The sequence below is a fragment of the Streptomyces chengmaiensis genome (assembly GCF_029846775.1).
Classification (GTDB): Bacteria; Actinomycetota; Actinomycetes; order Streptomycetales; family Streptomycetaceae; genus Streptomyces; species Streptomyces chengmaiensis.
In genome coordinates this window covers 16125-34550 of the sequence record NZ_JARWBG010000011.1, presented here as the reverse complement: position 1 = coordinate 34550, position 18426 = coordinate 16125, and the positions used below count along the sequence as shown (strand labels likewise).

12 protein-coding genes and 1 riboswitch are annotated in these 18426 nt (G+C 71.8%); of the genes, 7 read left to right on the top strand and 5 right to left on the bottom strand.

All coding sequences use genetic code 11. From position 1 onward, the window contains the following. Positions 1-15 precede the first annotated feature (15 nt). Positions 16-1242, bottom strand: a complete 1227-nt coding sequence (locus QCN29_RS11915; RefSeq protein ID WP_279927844.1) for a C40 family peptidase — start codon at positions 1240-1242, stop codon at positions 16-18. A gap of 2 nt (positions 1243-1244) precedes the next feature. Further along, positions 1245-1403, bottom strand: a riboswitch (cyclic di-AMP (ydaO/yuaA leader). A 299-nt stretch (positions 1404-1702) separates the two neighbouring features. Here QCN29_RS11915 and pcrA point away from each other — a divergent pair. Next, positions 1703-4180 carry a DNA helicase PcrA gene (pcrA, locus tag QCN29_RS11910; protein ID WP_279927842.1) on the top strand — a complete coding sequence of 826 codons (2478 nt, stop codon included), beginning with the start codon at positions 1703-1705 and terminating at the stop codon, positions 4178-4180. Between the two features lie 168 nt (positions 4181-4348). Here the strand turns inward: pcrA and QCN29_RS11905 are convergent, their stop codons facing one another. Further along, positions 4349-5914 carry a peptidoglycan DD-metalloendopeptidase family protein gene (locus QCN29_RS11905; protein ID WP_279927840.1) on the bottom strand — a complete coding sequence of 522 codons (1566 nt, stop codon included), beginning with the start codon at positions 5912-5914 and terminating at the stop codon, positions 4349-4351. 243 nt (positions 5915-6157) lie between these two features. Further along, entirely contained in the window at positions 6158-7039 is an 882-nt protein-coding gene (locus QCN29_RS11900; RefSeq protein ID WP_279927839.1) for an esterase/lipase family protein, read from the bottom strand. A 428-nt stretch (positions 7040-7467) separates the two neighbouring features. On the opposite strand from QCN29_RS11900, the gene QCN29_RS11895 reads away from it, so the two are divergent. Beyond that, entirely contained in the window at positions 7468-7881 is a 414-nt protein-coding gene (locus QCN29_RS11895) for a cobalamin B12-binding domain-containing protein (protein ID WP_279927939.1), read from the top strand. Between the two features lie 73 nt (positions 7882-7954). Here the strand turns inward: QCN29_RS11895 and QCN29_RS11890 are convergent, their stop codons facing one another. Next, positions 7955-9586 (bottom strand): DUF5691 domain-containing protein, encoded by a 1632-nt coding sequence (locus QCN29_RS11890; RefSeq protein ID WP_279927837.1) that lies wholly within the window; start codon positions 9584-9586, stop codon positions 7955-7957. A 40-nt stretch (positions 9587-9626) separates the two neighbouring features. Beyond that, positions 9627-10976 (bottom strand): SWIM zinc finger domain-containing protein, encoded by a 1350-nt coding sequence (locus QCN29_RS11885; protein ID WP_279927836.1) that lies wholly within the window; start codon positions 10974-10976, stop codon positions 9627-9629. A 167-nt stretch (positions 10977-11143) separates the two neighbouring features. On the opposite strand from QCN29_RS11885, the gene QCN29_RS11880 reads away from it, so the two are divergent. The 5 genes from QCN29_RS11880 to sucD all read left to right on the top strand — a co-directional run bounded on the left by QCN29_RS11880 (position 11144) and on the right by sucD (position 18293). Next, entirely contained in the window at positions 11144-12274 is a 1131-nt protein-coding gene (locus QCN29_RS11880) for an ATP-binding protein (RefSeq protein WP_240139872.1), read from the top strand. Beyond that, the gene (locus QCN29_RS11875) at positions 12271-14667 is read left to right on the top strand and encodes a DUF5682 family protein (RefSeq protein WP_279927834.1); all 2397 of its coding nucleotides are present in this window, start codon (positions 12271-12273) and stop codon (positions 14665-14667) included. The genes QCN29_RS11880 and QCN29_RS11875 overlap by 4 nt, the downstream gene beginning before the upstream one ends. Before the next feature lie 128 nt (positions 14668-14795). After that, on the top strand, positions 14796-16019 hold the full coding sequence (locus QCN29_RS11870) for a VWA domain-containing protein (RefSeq protein WP_279927938.1): 1224 nt from the start codon (positions 14796-14798) through the stop codon (positions 16017-16019). A 189-nt stretch (positions 16020-16208) separates the two neighbouring features. Then, positions 16209-17387 (top strand): ADP-forming succinate--CoA ligase subunit beta, encoded by a 1179-nt coding sequence (gene sucC, locus QCN29_RS11865; RefSeq protein WP_240139870.1) that lies wholly within the window; start codon positions 16209-16211, stop codon positions 17385-17387. 21 nt (positions 17388-17408) lie between these two features. Further along, positions 17409-18293 carry a succinate--CoA ligase subunit alpha gene (gene sucD / locus QCN29_RS11860; protein WP_240139869.1) on the top strand — a complete coding sequence of 295 codons (885 nt, stop codon included), beginning with the start codon at positions 17409-17411 and terminating at the stop codon, positions 18291-18293. The last annotated feature ends 133 nt before the right edge of the window (positions 18294-18426 follow it).

Here is an 18426-nt window from a genome sequence, read left to right as displayed (position 1 = left end):
CCGGCGCCGCAGGCGTCAGGCGGGGCGCACGCTGCCGTAGATGGGCATGTAGTAGATCGACTCCTCGCGCACGTTCGTGCCGGGCTTGGGCGCGTGGATCATCATGCCGTCGCCGATGTAGATGCCCACGTGGCTGATGTCGTCGTAGAAGAAGACCAGGTCGCCCGGGAGCAGATCCTCCGTCGCGACCCGCTTGCCGACCTCCACCTGGTCCCAGGTGGTGCGCGGCAGGGAGACTCCGGCAGCCCGCCAGGCGGCCTGGGTCAGCCCTGAGCAGTCGTAGGAGGACGGGCCGCTCGCGCCCCAGACGTAGGGCTTGCCGAGCTGGGCGCGGGCGAAGTCCAGCACCTTGTCGGCCTTGGCCGCGTAGTCGGCGTCCGCGTCGCCGCCGGACGTCGTGCCCGCCCCCGACTCGGTCCCGCTATCCGCCCCGGAGTCCTGGCTCTGCTCCTGCTGCTCCTGCTGCTGTTCCTGCTGCTCCTGCGCGCGCAGGCGCTCCCTCTCGGCCTCCGCGGCGGCCGCCGCCTCCGCTTCCGCCCTGGCCTTCTCCTCGGCCTTGCGGCGGGCCTCCGCCGCCTTCTTCCGCTCGATCTCCGCGAGCCGTGCCTTCTCCTCCGCCGTCAGCTTCGACAGCAGCTCGCGCGCCTCGCGCAGCTTCGCCTGCACCTCCTGCTTCCCGGCGCGCAGCGTCTCCTGCGACGCGGTGAGCGACTCCAGGCTCTTGGCCGCCTCGGTGCGCTGCTTCGCGGCGGCGGCACGCTCGGTCTCGTAGTCGGCGACCGCGCTGCGTTGACGGTCGCTCAGCCGCTCCATCAGCTGTGTCTGGTCGAAGTACGACTGCGGGCTGTCGGCGAAGACCAGCGCGGCGGTCGGGGCCACTGCCCCTGAGCGGTACTGCGCGGCGGCGTAGTTGCCCAGCGCGCGCCGGGACTCGTTCAGCGCCTCGGTGCGCTCCGCCGCCTCGTCCAGCAGCTTGCCGACCTCCTGCCGCTTCTCGGCGGTGGCCTCCTTGGCCTGGTTGTACTTCTGGGTGGCCGTCCCGGCCTGCCGGTACAGGTCGTCGACCTTCTTCTGCACTTCCTCGATGGACGGCTTCGGCTCGGCGGGCGCGCTGGGCGCGGCGCCTGCGTTCTGGGAGGACAGCAGCGTGACGCCGGCGAGGGCTGCGGTGGTGAACCCGACGGCGGGGGTGGATATCGCGGTACGGCCGCGGGGCTTGCGATGCGACGCCAAGGCCGACATCTCCTTCTTCCGTGAACCGCCTACCGGGTTAGCTGACGGGTTCGGGCGGGACGGAAGGCTGCCCTACGGACCGGCGAGGGTCCGATTCACCCCGGTTGTGCTGGGTGGTTCCCCGGTTCCGAACTTCCCTGCGGAAAGGCCGGATTCGGCGTGGGCGACCCGTTTGGCGTGGTTCGCCATGGCGGTGCGGGATCGCTTGGTCGAGCACGCTAGCCAACCCGTGTGGTTGCTGTGAAGGTTGATGTTCGAAATGTCCGATACATTTTCGTTACCTCGGCGGGATCAGGCCGTTTACCGCCGGTAGGGCCGATGTCGTCACTGGTGGTCATTGACCGGATGTCGTCGTTCCGTCGCGCACGGTGCGCGTGCAAGCGCTGCCTACGGCCGCTCCCCGGCCGCCCGGGGGTCTGGCTCAATGCGGCCCCGGAGTGTCAGAGCGGACGCCTAGACTTTGAGAGCGATGAGCAGCCTCTTTGACGACAGCTTCCTGGCGGACCTCCAGCCCCCGGAGGACGAGCACCCGCCGCCGCCCGATGACGCGACGGCGCCGGAGCCGGTTCCGGACGACCTCTTCCAGGGCGCCTACGACGTGCCTCCGGCGCGGGACGCCTACTACCGCGACGGCGCGCCGCGCCCTGTCGTGGACCCCGCCGCCCTGCTGGAGGGGCTCAACGAGCAGCAGCGCGCCGCCGTGGTGCACTCCGGATCGCCGCTGCTCATCGTGGCCGGCGCCGGCTCCGGCAAGACGCGCGTGCTCACCCACCGGATCGCGCATCTGCTGGCCACCCGGCATGTGCACCCCGGCCAGGTCCTTGCGATCACCTTCACCAACAAGGCCGCCGGGGAGATGAAGGAGCGCGTCGAGCAGCTCGTCGGCCCGCGTGCGGGCGCGATGTGGGTCTCCACCTTCCACAGCGCATGCGTGCGCATCCTGCGCCGCGAGTCCAAGAGGCTCGGCTTCACCTCGTCGTTCTCGATCTACGACGCAGCCGACTCCAAGCGCCTCATGGCGCTGGTCTGCCGGGACCTGGACCTCGACCCCAAGAGGTTCCCGCCCAAGTCCTTCAGCGCCAAGATCTCGAATCTGAAGAACGAGCTGATCGACGAGGAGACCTTCGCCGATCAGGTGGCCGGGGGCGCCTCCCAGGCCGGAGGCTCCGGGGGAGGCTTCGAGCAGACCCTGGCCGAGGCGTACCGGATGTACCAGGCGCGGCTGCGCGAGGCCAACGCCCTGGACTTTGACGACATCATCATGACCGCCGTCCACCTCCTCCAGGCGTTCCCGGATGTCGCCGAGCACTACCGCCGGCGCTTCCGTCATGTCCTGGTCGACGAGTACCAGGACACCAATCACGCCCAGTACACGCTCGTGCGCGAGCTGGTGGGAGAGGGGTACGAGGACCTGCCGCCCGCCGAACTGTGCGTGGTGGGCGACGCCGACCAGTCGATCTACGCCTTCCGCGGTGCGACCATCCGCAACATCCTCCAGTTCGAGGAGGACTACCCGGACGCCACCACCATCCTGCTCGAGCGGAACTACCGCTCGACGCAGACCATCCTCTCCGCGGCCAACGCCGTCATCGAGCGCAACGAGAGCCGCCGTCCCAAGAACCTGTGGACCGATGCGGGCGCGGGCGCACAGATCACCGGCTATGTCGCCGACACCGAGCACGACGAGGCGCAGTTCGTCGCCGACGAGATCGACCGGCTGACGGACGCGGGCGAGGCGAAGGCGGGCGACGTCGCCGTCTTCTACCGCACCAACGCCCAGTCCCGTGTCTTCGAAGAGGTCTTCATCCGCGTCGGCCTGCCGTACAAGGTCGTCGGCGGAGTGCGCTTCTACGAGCGCAAGGAGGTCCGGGACGTCCTTGCGTATCTGCGGGTCCTGGCCAACCCCGAGGACAGCGTCCCGCTGCGCCGCATCCTCAACGTCCCCAAGCGGGGCATCGGCGAGCGCGCCGAGGCGATGATCGAGGCGCTGGCGCTGCGCGAGAAGACCAGCTTCCCGCAGGCGCTGCGCCGTGTGGACGAGGCGTATGGCATGGCGGCCCGCTCCGCCAACGCGGTCAAGCGCTTCAACGCCCTCATGGACGAGCTGCGCACCGTCGTGGAGTCCGGCGCCGGCCCCGCCACGGTCCTGGAGGCCGTCCTGGAGCGCACGGGCTATCTCGCTGAGCTCCAGGCGTCCACCGACCCGCAGGACGAGACACGGATCGAGAACCTCCAGGAACTGGCCGCCGTGGCACTGGAGTTCGAGCAGGAGCGGGGCGAAGCCGAGGGAGCGGGGACCCTCGCCGAGTTCCTCGAGCAGGTGGCGCTGGTCGCGGACTCCGACCAGATCCCCGACGAGGACACGGAGGGCTCGGGCGTCATCACGCTGATGACGCTGCACACGGCCAAGGGCCTGGAGTTCCCGGTCGTCTTCCTCACGGGCCTGGAGGACGGCGTCTTCCCGCATATGCGGGCGCTCGGGCAGGCCAAGGAACTGGAGGAGGAGCGGCGGCTGGCCTATGTGGGCATCACCCGCGCCCGTGAACGGCTGTATCTGACCCGTTCGTCGATGCGCAGCGCCTGGGGCCAGCCGTCGTACAACCCGCCCTCCCGCTTCCTCGAGGAGATCCCCGGGCAGCATGTGGAGTGGAAGCGGACCGGGCCTGTGGCCGCGCCCGCGGGTCCGACCGCGGGGATCGCGTCCTCGCTGAGCGCCGCTTCAGGCTCGCGTGCGGGGCGCGGAGCGTCGGGCTTCGCCACGCGGCGCGCCGGTGAGAAGCCGGTGATCGCGCTCTCGGTCGGCGACCGCGTCACCCATGACCAGTTCGGCCTGGGCACCGTGATCGAGGTGAAGGGCTCCGGCGGCGACGCGCAGGCGACGATCGACTTCGGCGACGCCAAGCCGAAGCGGCTGCTGCTGAGGTACGCGCCGGTGGTGAAGCTGTGACGTGGTGAAGCCGTGACGTGGTGAAGCCGTGAGGTTTCACGGCCCTCGCACTGTGACCGGGCGCAAGGTGACACGTGTGAGAAAAGGTCCCCTCCGTGACCGGAGGGGACCTCGTTCGTTGAGGTATACGTCGGCCCAGCAGACGCCGCCGTCGCCTACGGCGGATCGCTACGTCGGGTCGAGGCCCTTGCCGCGCAACCAGGCCAGCGGGTCGACGGCGGAGCCGCCGCCGGGCCGGACCTCGAAGTGGAGGTGCGGGCCGGTCGAGTTGCCGGAGCTGCCTGCGTAGGCGATGACGTCGCCGGCCTTGACCGTGCCTGACCGGATTTTGGTGCTGCTGAGGTGGCAGTACCAGGTCTCGGTGCCGTCGGGAGCGGTGACGATGGCCATGTTGCCGTAGGCGCTGTTCCACTGGGTGCGCACGGTGCCGTCGGTGGCCGCCATAACGGGTGTGCCATAGGCCACCGGGAAGTCGATGCCGGTGTGCACGGACATCCAGTTGATGCCCGCCTGGCCGTAGTACGCGCTGAGGCCGTGCTGCTTGACCGGCAGCATGAACTTGGGCCGCAGCGCCTCGCGCCGCTTGGCCTCCTCCTCGCGTTTCTTGCGCTCCGCCTCCTGGCGTGCCTTGAGGTCGATGCGCTCCTGGGTGCGGGAGGCGCGGTCGCCGAAGTCGCGGGCGTCGGCGCTGAGGGCCGCGAGCTGCGTATCGATCTTGCTGTTGGCCGCGATGGACTCGGCGGCGGCTTCGTCTGCGGCGGCCGCGACGGTGGACGTGCCGTCCTTGCCGTCCCCGTCGTCGCCCGAACCGAGGTTGTTGACCGAAGCGGCCGCGATGCCGGCGACGCCCATGACACAGGCCGAGGGGACGGCGACGGTGAGCAGGGCGGAGCGTTTCGCAGGGGTGCGGCGGCGGCCTCTGCTGCCTCCGCCGGAGCGGCGGACGGGGCGCGGGGTGACCGGGGCGGCGGGGGTGAGCGTCTCGGGCTCGCCATCCGGGCCACCGGCGTCGGCAGCCATGCCGCCGTCTTCGGCATCTGCCGCGCTGTGGACGTCGTCCAGCCCCTGGAACTCCGCTGTGCTGTCCAGGCCCTCGGGGCCGTAGCCGTGCCCGCCGTCGCCTTCGTCGGGGGAGGGCGGCTCGTAGGCGTGCTCCTGGGCAAACGACTGTGTGAAGTCCTGCCCCTGCCCGAAGTCCTGCTCCGGTGCGAAGTCCTGCTCCGGCGCGAGCTCCTGCTCAGGCGTGAACTGCTGCGGTACGAACGGCTCTGCGGTGGTCTCGCCGGTGTTCCAGGCGGTGGCGTCCCACTGGCCGGTGGCATCGTAGGCCTGTGCCGCCCACTGGCCCGTGGTCGTCGCCCCGTACCCGTCGTATCCGAACGACGCGGCGACGTTCTCGTACTGGCCCGTCTGGCCGGAGGCCTGGTTCCAGGCGGTGGCGTCCCACTGGCCGGTGGCGTCGTAGCCGGCCGTGTCATACGAGGCGGTGGCGGATGTCTGGTAGACGCCGGTCTCGTACTGCTGCTGCTGGTGCTGCTCGCCCTGCGTTCCGGCGTAGCCCGTGTCGTATCCGTAGCCGGCGGTTCCAGCGTTCCACTGCGAGGAGTCGTACTGGCCGCTGTGGCCGGCCTCGTAGCCGCCGGGGAGGGAGCCGAAGAGCGGGTCGGCGTCGAAGCTGCCGGCAGCGTGGCCGTCGTATCCGACGTACCCGGCGTGGGCGTGCTGGTCGTTCACCAACTTCTCTCTCGCCTCGGCAGCAGGACCTGGGGCGCCTGGGTCCGGGGCCGGCGAACGGCGGTCCCGGAGGCGACGCAGTGGCCGCGACTGTACCCGGCGGTATGCGACGGCGACAATCTCCAGCTGCTTTCAGCGAATCAGGAAACGGGCATTCGGCGGCCTTTCGGCAGTCAGTGGGCGCAGCTTTGGCGGTACGTTCGAAATTCGTTCGACTGGGGGGTGTTGGAGGTGCTCCGACCGTCAGGCTGCGGAGGCCGTGTCCGACGGGCCGCCCGCCGCCGCCTTGCCCGTCTCCAGCGCCTGGCGGACGCCGGCTGCGACGGCCGGGTGCACCGACAGCGCAAGATGGCCGATTCCGCTCACCGGCACGTTCTCGGCGATCAGATCCGGGTGGTCGATGCAGGCCGTCTCCATCGGGATCATCAAATGGTCGAGATCGCTCCAGAAGCTCACGAATCTGGTGCGGCAGCCCGGAGCGGGCTGCCGCAGCTCTTCGATCACCGGCGATCCGGGGCGCATCTGGCGCGCGAGGGGGTGTGCGCCCGCGAGCAGGGCGACGGGTGTGCCGGCATGCGGGGTGCCGAGGGTGACGAGTGTGCGTACGCGGCGGTCGCCGGCCAGGCGCTGCACGTAGTAGCGGGCGACGAGGCCGCCGAGGCTGTGCCCCACGACATCGACCTCGCGATGGCCGGTGCTGGCGCATATGTCCTCTATATGGCGGCCCAGCGACGCGGCAGCGGTGCGGATGTCGCAGGTGAGGGGAGAGTAGTTGAGGCAGGTGACCCGGCGGCCGCCGTCGCGGGCGAGAAAGCGGCGCAGCAGCACGAACACGGAGCGGTTGTCGACGAAGCCGTGGAGCAGGACGACCGGTGGGCGCCGCGTCGTGTCCGCGGGCAGAGCGGCCGTGCCCGCGTGGCCTCGGCCCGAGGGGTCGGAGGCGGGCTCCGGCCCGGGGCGCTCCTGCGTCAGGCCGGTGGGATAGAGCAGCAGATGGCCGGCGAGGATCGTCAGCTCCAGGGCGGTGGCGCGGAGCAGTGCGGCAGACAGTCGCAGATGCCGCATCGGGTGCGGAAGCCGTGGAATCGGCAGCGGCAAGGTCAGGACCCTGGTGGGGACCCTCATGGCCTACCTCCCCTACGGCACGCGAGAGCAGGCTCCGTCCCCCGTGCGCCCCTCATGGGGTGCTGCCACTCGCGGCCGGCGGATGCGCTGTCCGCCCCCGCGCGCCGCCTGCCGTCCTGTGCGGGTCTGGACGGCGGCGTCGTCGGGGGCGGTGGCGTAGCGCGTACCGAGGTGGGTCGGGTCGCGCCGCCGTGCCGGGCGGCTGACGGCGCGGTGGCGCGATGACCCTGTAGCGGCTCCCCTGCGATCGTGCCCGCGACGGCTTGTGAGCCCTCTGGTGCGGGTACGACGCATAGCGAACATGTCCCACGTGTGATTTCCCCCTCCCTGTCCGCCGTGAAACTGCGGGTTGCGGGATGCTGGAGATAACGTTCGTTCACTTCGCCGGCCCCTCCGGGGACACGGCAGCCGGGTTTGTGGAGGCAGTGATGGGTGTGAGCGGTCCGATCCGCGTGGTGGTGGCCAAGCCGGGCCTCGACGGCCATGACCGCGGGGCGAAGGTGATCGCGCGGGCGCTGCGCGACGCGGGCATGGAGGTCATCTACACCGGGCTGCACCAGACGCCCGAGCAGATCGTGGACACCGCGATCCAGGAGGACGCGGACGCGATCGGCCTGTCCATCCTCTCCGGCGCGCACAACACGCTCTTCGCGAAGGTGATCGAGCTGCTGAAGGACCGGGATGCCGAGGACATCAAGGTCTTCGGCGGCGGCATCATCCCCGAGGCGGACATCCCCGAGCTGAAGCAGCTCGGCGTCGCGGAGATCTTCACCCCCGGCGCCACGACGGCGTCCATCGTCGACTGGGTCAACGCCAACGTCCGCCACCCGGCCGAGACATAGCCTGTCTGCCGTGTCCTTCCGGCTGCTCCTTCCGGCTCCGTGAGCCGGTGTCCCGGCATGCCCGCCCCGGGCGTCAGGCGGTGTCGGGACCGGGTGCTGCCGGGCCGGCCAGCTCGGCGTGCATGGCCTCCCGCAGGCGCAGAGTGGACACCAGCCGCTGGAAGGCCTCCGACCAGTAGCCGCCCGCGCCCGGAGACGCTCCTTCCGGCTCGTCCGGCGTGGCCGCCAGCGGCTCGAGGCGGACGGCCGCCGACGGGTCCAGACAGCGCTCGGCCAGGCCCATCACACCGCTGAAGCTCCACGGATAGCTCCCGGCGTCGCGCGCGATGTCCAGGGCGTCGACCACTGCCCGGCCCAGCGGCTGCGCCCAGGGCACCGCGCACACCCCGAGCAGCTGGAACGCCTCCGACAGGCCGTGCGCCGCGACGAAGCGCGCGACCCACTCCGCCCGTTCCTCCTCCGCCAGCGCCGCCAGCAGTTTCGCCCGTTCGGCCAGGGATATCGTGCCGGGGCCGTCCGCAGGCGGCGAGCCGGGGACGCCCAGCAGCGCCCGGGACCACTCGGCGTCCCCCTGCCGCACCGCCGCCCGGCACCAGGCGGCGTGCAGCTCGTCCCGCCAGCCGTCCGCCACGGGCAGGGCCACCGTCTCCGCCGCCGAGCGCCCGCCCAGCCGCTCCCGCCAGACCGTCAGCGGCGCGGCTTCCACGAGCTGCCCCAGCCACCAGGAGCGCTCACCGCGCCCTGAGGGCGGCTTCACGGTCATGCCGTCGCGCTGCATGTCCGCGTCGCACTCGTGCGGGGCCTCCACCGCGATGGCCGCCTGTCCGTCCGGGCCGTCGTGGTCCAGGCTGACGCAGGAGGCCGCCCGCCGCGCCATACGCCCGGCGAGTGCGGAGCCCGGCAGCGCGGACAGCAGCTCCGCGGCCAGGGCCCTGACGTTACGGCTCCGATCGGACAGGGTCTGCTCCAGGAACGGCTCATCCGCCGGGCACAGCCCCGTACGCAGCGAGTCGAGGAACATCAGCCGGTCCTCGGCACGCTCGGTGGGCCAGGTCGAAGCCAGCAGTTCGCGCGCCGCACCGGCGTCCCGGTCGCGCACGGCTGCGAGCAGCGCTGCCCGCTCGGCGAACAGGCCCTCCTCCCACAGCTTTCGCACCGCGTCCGCGTCGGTCGCATCGGGCAGTGCCGAGCCGCTTCCCGCGCTGCGCAGCGCGAACCTCCACTCAGCGTTGAGCCCGGCGAGCCAGAGCGCGCGCGGCCCGGCGAAGACGAGGGTCTGCGGCCGCAGATCCGTGCGCGCCCGCGCCGCGTCCAGCAGAGCGGGCAGCAGCTCCGCCGGGGCCTGGCACCCCCGCTCGTTGGCGGCGGTCAGCCACTGCGGGAGCAGCTCGGTCAGATCGGGCGCGACGCCGCGCCGGCCGCTGCCGCCCGAAGGCGCGGCGCGGTCCGCCAGCAGCTGCGCCAGACGGCGGCGAGCCGCCGCGGGCAACCCCGGTCGCGGGTCATGAGGGGCGGGCTCGGGCAGTGGCGCCGCGGGCGCGGGCAGCAGTCCCGCCCTGCGCCGCACGGTCTGCAGCGCCGCCGCGTCCAGCAGCGCGACCGGCGCGTCCTTGCCGGGTGCGGCGGCCGCGCCCGGCACTGCGCGCCGGTCGGTGCCGAGGAGGGCCGAGGTGACGAGATCCTCCCAGAGCGAGGCGTCGGTCATGCTGCCTCCCTTTCTTCTGCTTTCGGCTTCTTCAGCGGGCTCAGATCAGCGGAACCGTCTCGGACGCGCCTTCGGGCCAGACGGCGAGCGGGGAGAAGCCCCGATGGCCCGCCTCGCCGAACACGGCCACCGGCCGGCCGCCGGACACCGCGGCGAGACGCAGCAGGCCGGGTCGGGACAGCGCGTCGGGGGCGACCGGCAGCGCGAGTTCGCCGTCCGCGTCGGCGAGCTGCCACCCCTCGTCCGCAGGAACCGGTATGACGTCCCGCAACGTCACCGGCCAGGACTCCAGCCACGGATCGTCGCGCAGCGCCCGCCCATACGCCTCCACCGCGGAGGTGACCGGCTCTCCCGGCGGCCGTCCGCCGTCCTGCACGGGGGCGCCGGCCGTCTCGGTGAGCTCTGCACGCAGTTGGCCTGCCCCGCCGTACGGAGTCAGCACGGCCTGCACCGTCAGCCCCACCGGCAGCGCCAGCTGCGGAGCCCGGCCCGGGGCGCCGAAGGACAGCAGCAGCGCCGTCCGGCCCGACTCCCGGCCGTGCAGCCAGATGCGGCGCGTGGTGATCTTGCCGTCCGCGGAGTCGTACTGCGCGAGGACCAGCCAGCGGTCCCGCACCGGCTCGCCCGCCGCGGGCGAGGACAGCCCCACCCGGGACCGGACCACCGCCGCCAGCGGATCGGGCAGCCGATCGAGGCCCAGCCAGGCCGCATTCAGCAGATGCAGCAGCGCGCACTCCTCAAGCAGCCGCACCGGCCAGCCCGCCCCCGAGCCGGGCACCGCGCCCAACTCCCTGACGCGGGCCGCCAGCCCGGGCGCCTGGGCGTCCACCATGCGGGCAGCGGTCTCCTCCCACAGCCCGTACCCCGACTGCTCGGCCGTGGCCAGCCCGGAGCGCAGCAGATCCGCGAGCCGCTGCTCCAGCTCACCCGCGCCCGCGGTGATCCGCTCCGCCCTGCGCTCCGCACGCCGCCTGGACGCCTCCGGATCGGCCGGCTTCCCGCCGCCCCGGCCCCCGCCTTTGCCGTCCCGGCCGGCGGCTCGCTGTCTGCGGCCCTCCAGCCACTGCTCGGCCCACTCCGGCGCGGCCGCGTCCTGGACCGCGGCGCCGTCCGACGCCCACAGCAGCAGCAGACCCAGCGCGTGCTTGCACGGAAACTTGCGGCTCGGACAACTGCACTTGTAGGCCGGGCCGCCCGCGGTGTCCACAACCGTCTGGTACGGCCTGCTTCCACTGCCCTTGCACAGACCCCACACCGCCCCCGAGCCGCTGCAGCCCGCACCCGACCACGGGCCGGGCCCGCTCAGTTTGTTTCCCGCTCTGCGTGAAGCGTCGTCAGGAGCCAGTGCCAGCACCTGTTCCGACGTCCAGCGCACCCCCTGCTGATTCATGTCGACGACGGTAGGACCGACCACTGACAATCGGCTCTGACCTGCGGCGACGGCTCGTCAGCGATCGATTGTCAGTGGTGTGGTGCACCGTGGAGAACGCATCGGCCGACGGAGCCGAGCGATCTTGAGGGGGACCCATGTCCGTGTCCGAAGCCATGCCTGAAACCATGCCCGACAGCGCTTGTGACGACGCGTCCGACGCATCGGACTCGGCCGGGCCCGAGGCGCTGCGGCCCCACGCCGAGCAGGCGTTCGCACATGAGCTGTCGGCCCTCGCCGCAGCCGACGACCGGCCGCGTCCGGTCGGCTGGCGGCTGTCGCCGTGGGCCGTCGCCACCTACCTCCTCGGCGGCGCCCTCCCGGACGGCACCGTGATCACACCCAAGTACGTGGGGCCGCGGCGGATCGTGGAGGTCGCCGTCACCACGCTCGCCACCGACCGCGCCCTGCTGCTGCTCGGCGTCCCCGGCACGGCGAAGACATGGGTGTCCGAGCATCTCGCGGCGGCCGTCAGCGGCGACTCGACACTGCTTGTGCAGGGCACCGCCGGCACCCCGGAAGAGGCCATCCGCTACGGCTGGAACTATGCGCAGCTGCTCGCCCACGGCCCCAGCCGCGACGCCCTCGTGCCCAGCCCGGTCATGCGCGCCATGGCCGAAGGCATGACCGCGCGGGTCGAGGAGCTGACCCGCATCCCCGCCGACGTCCAGGACACCCTGATCACGATCCTGTCGGAGAAGACACTGCCGGTGCCCGAGCTGGGGGAGGAAGTGCAGGCGGTGCGCGGCTTCAACCTCATCGCCACCGCCAACGACCGCGACCGCGGCGTCAACGACCTCTCCAGCGCGCTGCGCCGCCGCTTCAACACGGTCGTGCTGCCGCTGCCCGCCTCGGCCGACGACGAAGTCGACATCGTGGCGCGGCGAGTGGACCAGATAGGGCGTTCACTCGACCTGCCGGCCGCGCCCGAGGGCCTGGAGGAGATCCGGCGGGTCGTGACCGTCTTCCGCGAGCTGCGCGACGGCGTCTCCGCCGACGGCCGCACCAAGGTCAAGTCCCCTTCGGGCACGCTGTCCACGGCCGAGGCGATCTCCGTGGTCACCGGCGGTCTCGCACTCTCGGCGCACTTCGGCGACGGAGTGCTGCGCCCCGGCGACGTGGCCGCCGGCATCCTCGGCGCGGTGGTGCGCGACCCGGCGGCGGACCGGGTGATCTGGCAGGAGTATCTGGAGACGGTCGTGCGCGAGCGTGACGGCTGGAAGGACTTCTACCGCGCCTGCCGCGAGGTGAGCGCATGACGCATCCGCTGCTCCTCGGCGTCCGCCACCACGGGCCCGGCTCGGCGCGGGCGGTCCGGGCCGCACTGGACGCGGCCTCGCCGGCGGCCGTCCTGATCGAGGGCCCGCCCGAGGCGGACGCACTGCTGCCGCTGGCCGCCGACGACGGCATGCGGCCGCCGGTCGCACTGCTCGCCCACGCGGTCGACGACCCCGGGCGGGCGGCGTTCTGGCCGTTCGCCGAGTTCTCGCCGGAGTGGACCGCGATCCGGTGGGCGCTGGCGCACGGCGTCCCGGTGCGGTTCATCGACCTCCCGGCGGCGCACTCGCTGGCGATGCGGCAGGAGGAGACCGCGGGGGAGCCGGAGGAGAACCCGGCGGAATCGGCGCATACCGCGGGGGAGGGCGCCGCCCCCGAAGACGGCGGAGAGGAGACGGACATCCACGGCACCGCGGAGGCCATGCGGGTGGACCCCATCGGCGCGCTCGCCCAAGCCGCCGGCTACGACGACCCGGAGCGCTGGTGGGAAGACGTCGTCGAGCACCGCACGGCCCGCGAAGACGACGACTCCCACGCCCCGTTCGCCGCCGTCGCCGAGGCGATGGCCGCGCTGCGCGAGACATACGACCACGGCGGGCACGGGAGCGACCTCGTACGCGAAGCGCATATGCGGCTCAAGCTCCGTGCGGCGCGCAAGGAGTTCGGGGACGCCGTCGCCGTGGTGTGCGGGGCCTGGCATGTGCCCGCGCTCGCCCGGAAGACCACCATGGCGGCCGACAAGGCCCTCCTCAAGGGCCTCCCCAAGGTCAAGACCGAGATGACCTGGGTGCCCTGGACCCACCGCCGTCTCTCCCGGCACACCGGCTACGGCGCGGGCATCGACTCACCCGGCTGGTACGCGCATCTGTTCAGCGCACCCGACCGGCCCGTCGAGCGTTGGATGACCAAGGTCGCCGGGCTGCTGCGCGAGGAGGACCACATGGTCTCCTCCGCCCATGTCATCGAGGCGGTGCGGCTCGCCGGGACGCTCGCCGCCATGCGCGGACGCCCGCTCGCCGGGCTGACCGAGACGACCGACGCCGTCAGAGCCGTGCTGTGCGACGGCTCCGACGTGCCGCTCGACCTCGTCCGGGACCGGCTCGTCGTCGGGGACGTGCTCGGGGAGGTCCCGGAAGCGGCACCCGCCGTCCCGCTCCAGCGCGATCTGGCCCGGCAGCAGCGCAGCCTGCGCCTCAAACCCGAGGCTCTCGAGCGCGAGGCGGACCTCGACCTGCGCAAGGAGACCGACGCCGCCAAGAGCCGGCTGCTGCACCGGCTGAACCTGCTCGGCATCCGCTGGGGCGAGCCCGCCGCCGGACGGTCGGGGACGGGCACCTTCCGCGAGACCTGGCGGCTCCGCTGGGACCCGGAGCTGGCCGTGCGGGTCGCGGAGGCCGGAGTCTGGGGCACCACCGTGCTCTCCGCCGCCACCGCCAAGGCCCAGGCCCGGGCGCTGGAGGCCGCCGCGCTCGCCGATGTCACGGCCCTCGCCGAGCGGTGTCTGCTGGCCGGGCTGCCGGACGCGCTGCCCGTGGTGATGCGTGCCCTCGCCGACCGTGCCGCGCTCGACGCGGACGTCGGCCATCTCGCCGAGGCGCTGCCCGCACTGGTCCGCTCGCTTCGGTACGGCGATGTGCGGTCCACGGACACGGCGGCGCTCGCCGAGGTCGCCTCCGGGCTCGCCGACCGGATATGCGTCGGCCTGCCGCCCGCGTGCACAGGGCTCGACGCGGACGGCGCAGCCGCGATGCGCACCAATCTCGACGCCGTGCACGGCGTGATCGGTCTGCTGCCCGACGCCGGCCGGCAGACCCTTCGCTGGACCGCGGTCCTCCGCCGCCTCGCGGACCGCGACACGGTGCCCGGAGTCCTCCGCGGCCGCGCCGTGCGGCTGCTGCTCGACGACCGGCGGCTGGCGGACGACGAGGCCGCCCGGCTGATGGCGCTCGCCCTCTCGGCCGGCACGCCGCCGGCCGACGCGGCAGCCTGGATCGAGGGCTTCGTCGGCGGAGCCTCAGGCGGCGGCATGCTCCTGATCCACGACGAGCGGCTGCTGGGGCTGGTCGACGCCTGGCTCACCGGGGTGCCGACGGAGGCGTTCACGGATGTGCTGCCGCTGCTGCGCCGCACCTTCTCGGCCTACCAGCCCGGGGTGCGCCGCACTCTGGGCGAGCTGGTCCGGCGTGGAGCCCCGGGCGCGGGCCGCCCAGGGGCGGCGGCGCACTCCGGACCCCACACCCCCGGTTTTGGCCCCGGCCTCGACGAGACGCGGGCGGGCGCGGTCCTGCCGGTGCTGCGCCTGCTGCTCGGGACCGCGGAAGCCGACGGGCCGAACGACAACGACCTGACGACCTTGCGGGGGGTGACTCGATGACCACGGTGAACAGGGCGGCCGCGGCGGATGAGACGGCCACGGCGGACAAGACCGCTACAGCGGACAAGCTGACCACGGCGGACGACGCGGCCATGGCGGACAGGCTGACCACGGCGGACGACGCGGCCATGGCGGACAGGCTGACCACGGCGGACGACGCGGCCATGGGAGAGGGGGGCGACGAGCGGCTGCGACGCTGGCGGCTCGTCCTCGGAGGCGGCGACGCCGACGGCACGTGCTGGGCGCCCTCCGGCCGGGACGCGGCCATGGACGGAGCGCTCACCGCGCTGTACGGGGGAGGGGCGGGCGGCCGCGGCCGTGAGGGCGACCGCTCCGCGGGGCTCGGCGCGTCCGCCCCCTCGGTCGCCCGCTGGCTGGGGGACATCCGCAGCTACTTCCCCGCCTCCGTCGTCCAGGTGATGCAGCGGGACGCGATCGACCGGCTGGGACTGTCCACGCTGCTGCTGGAGCCGGAGATGCTGGAGGCCGTCGAGGCCGATGTGCATCTGGTCGGCACACTGCTCTCCCTCAACAAGGCCATGCCGGAGACGACGAAGGAGACCGCCAGGGCGGTGGTGCGCAAGGTCGTCGACGAGCTCGAGAAGAAGCTCGCTACACGCACCCGGTCCACGCTCACGGGAGCGCTCGACCGCTCGGCCAGGGTCAGCCGTCCCCGGCACCGGGACATCGACTGGGACCGCACCATCAGGGCCAACCTCAAGAACTACCTGCCCGAGTTCCACACGGTCGTTCCGGAGCGGCTCATCGGATACGGGCGGGCGTCGCAGTCGGTGAAGAAGGAGGTGGTGCTCTGCATCGACCAGTCAGGCTCGATGGCCGCTTCCGTCGTCTACGCCTCGGTGTTCGGGGCGGTCCTCTCGTCCATGAGATCCATCAGCACCCGGCTGGTCGTCTTCGACACCTCCGTCGTTGACCTCACCGACCAGCTTGACGATCCGGTCGACGTCCTCTTCGGCACACAGCTCGGCGGCGGCACCGACATAAACAGGGCCCTGGCGTACTGCCAGTCGCAGATCACCCGCCCCGCCGACACCGTCGTCGTCCTGATCAGCGATCTGTACGAAGGGGGGATACGGGACGAGATGCTGAAGCGGGTTGCGGCGATGAAGGCCTCGGGGGTGCAGTTCGTCGCGTTGCTCGCGCTCTCCGACGAAGGCACGCCGGCCTATGACCGCGAGCACGCGGCGGCGCTCGCCGCGCTGGGCGCGCCTGCGTTCGCCTGTACGCCGGATCTGTTCCCCGACGTGATGGCGGCGGCCATCGAGAAACGCCCTCTGCCCATACCGGACACGGCGTCCTATGGCCGCGGCCCCCGGGAGGGGATTCTGTGACCGGTATCACCGCGCAGGTGTGATCTGCGATTTAGGGAGCCAGGTCCCACGGGGATAACCTGCGAGACGGACATGCCGCGTCCACGGACACCGTGTACGCCCCCCTATGTGACAGCGGAGTCACGTTGCCCTTCGCGGCACGCCCACGCAGACAACGAACCGCGATCATTAGAAAAGGGACGGACGCGCGTGGACCTGTTCGAGTACCAGGCGAGGGACCTCTTCGCCAAGCACGGTGTACCGGTGCTGGCCGGTGAAGTCATCGACACGCCTGAGGCGGCGCGCGAGGTGACCCAGCGTCTCGGCGGCAAGTCGGTCGTCAAGGCGCAGGTCAAGGTCGGCGGCCGGGGCAAGGCCGGCGGCGTGAAGGTGGCCTCCGACGAGGACGACGCGGTCGCGAAGGCCCGCGACATCCTCGGTATGGACATCAAGGGCCACACGGTCCACAAGGTGATGCTCGCCGAGCTGGCGCCGGAGATCGCCGAGGAGTACTACGTCTCCTACCTCCTCGACCGCACCAACCGAACCTTCCTCGCGATGGCCTCCGTCGAGGGCGGCATGGACATCGAAGAGGTCGCGGCCACCAAGCCCGAGGCCCTGGCCAAGATCCCGGTCGACGCGAACGAGGGCGTGACCCCGGAGAAGGCCCGCGAGATCGTCGCGGCCGCCAAGTTCCCGGCCGACGTCGCCGACAAGGTCGCCGAGGTGCTGGTCTCCCTGTGGAAGACCTTCGTCGCCGAGGACGCCCTGCTCGTCGAGGTCAACCCGCTCGCCAAGGTCGTGGACGGTGACGTCCTGGCGCTGGACGGCAAGGTGTCGCTGGACGCCAACGCCGAGTTCCGCCAGCCGGGGCACGCCGAGCTCGAGGACAAGGCCGCAGCCAACCCGCTCGAGGCTGCTGCCAAGGCCAAGGGCCTGAACTACGTCAAGCTGGACGGCGAGGTCGGCATCATCGGCAACGGCGCGGGTCTGGTCATGTCGACCCTCGACGTCGTCGCGTACGCCGGTGAGAAGCACTCCGGCGTCAAGCCCGCCAACTTCCTCGACATCGGCGGCGGCGCCTCGGCCGAGGTCATGGCGAACGGCCTGGAGATCATTTTGGGCGACCCGGACGTCAAGTCGGTCTTCGTCAACGTCTTCGGCGGCATCACCGCGTGCGACGCGGTCGCCAACGGCATCGTGCAGGCCCTGGAGCTCCTGGAGTCCAAGGGCGAGGCCGTCACCAAGCCGCTCGTCGTGCGTCTGGACGGCAACAACGCGGAGCTGGGTCGCAAGATCCTCGACGACCGCAACCACCCGCTCGTGCAGCGTGTGGACACCATGGACGGCGCGGCCGACAAGGCCGCCGAGCTGGCTGCTGCGAAGTAAGGGACGAGGGACACCACAACCATGGCTATCTTCCTCACCAAGGAATCCAAGGTCATCGTCCAGGGCATGACCGGCTCCGAGGGCCAGAAGCACACCAAGCGCATGCTGGCTTCCGGCACCAACATCGTCGGCGGCGTCAACCCGCGCAAGGCGGGCACGACGGTCGCGTTCGACGGCGCCGAAATCCCGGTCTTCGGGTCCGTCAAGGACGCGATGGAGCAGACCGGCGCGGACGTCACGGTCATCTTCGTCCCGGAGAAGTTCACCAAGGACGCGGTCGTCGAGGCGATCGACGCCGAGATCGGCCTCGCGGTCGTCATCACGGAGGGCGTCGCCGTCCACGACACCGCGCAGTTCTGGGCGTACGCGGGCGCCAAGGGCAACAAGACCCGGATCATCGGCCCCAACTGCCCGGGACTGATCACCCCCGGTCAGTCGAACGCGGGCATCATCCCGGCGGACATCACCAAGCCCGGCCGCATCGGCCTGGTCTCCAAGTCCGGCACGCTGACCTACCAGATGATGTACGAGCTGCGTGACATCGGCTTCTCGTCCTGCGTCGGCATCGGCGGCGACCCGATCATCGGCACCACGCACATCGACGCGCTGAAGGCCTTCCAGGAGGACCCCGACACCGACCTGATCGTGATGATCGGCGAGATCGGCGGCGACGCCGAGGAGCGTGCGGCGGACTTCATCAAGGCCAACGTCACCAAGCCGGTCGTCGGCTACGTCGCGGGCTTCACCGCGCCCGAGGGCAAGACCATGGGCCACGCCGGCGCCATCGTCTCCGGCTCCTCCGGCACCGCCCAGGCGAAGAAGGAAGCCCTGGAGGCCGCGGGCGTCAAGGTCGGCAAGACCCCGACCGAGACGGCCAAGCTGGCGCGCGCCATTCTCGGCGGCTGAGCACACAGCCTCGTCGGCTGACGTACGCACGCATGTGAAAAGGGCCCGCACCCCGATGGACGGGGGCGGGTCCTTTCACGTCGTCACGCGTCACTCCGCACCATCAACCACCATCACCCACCGTCACGCACCA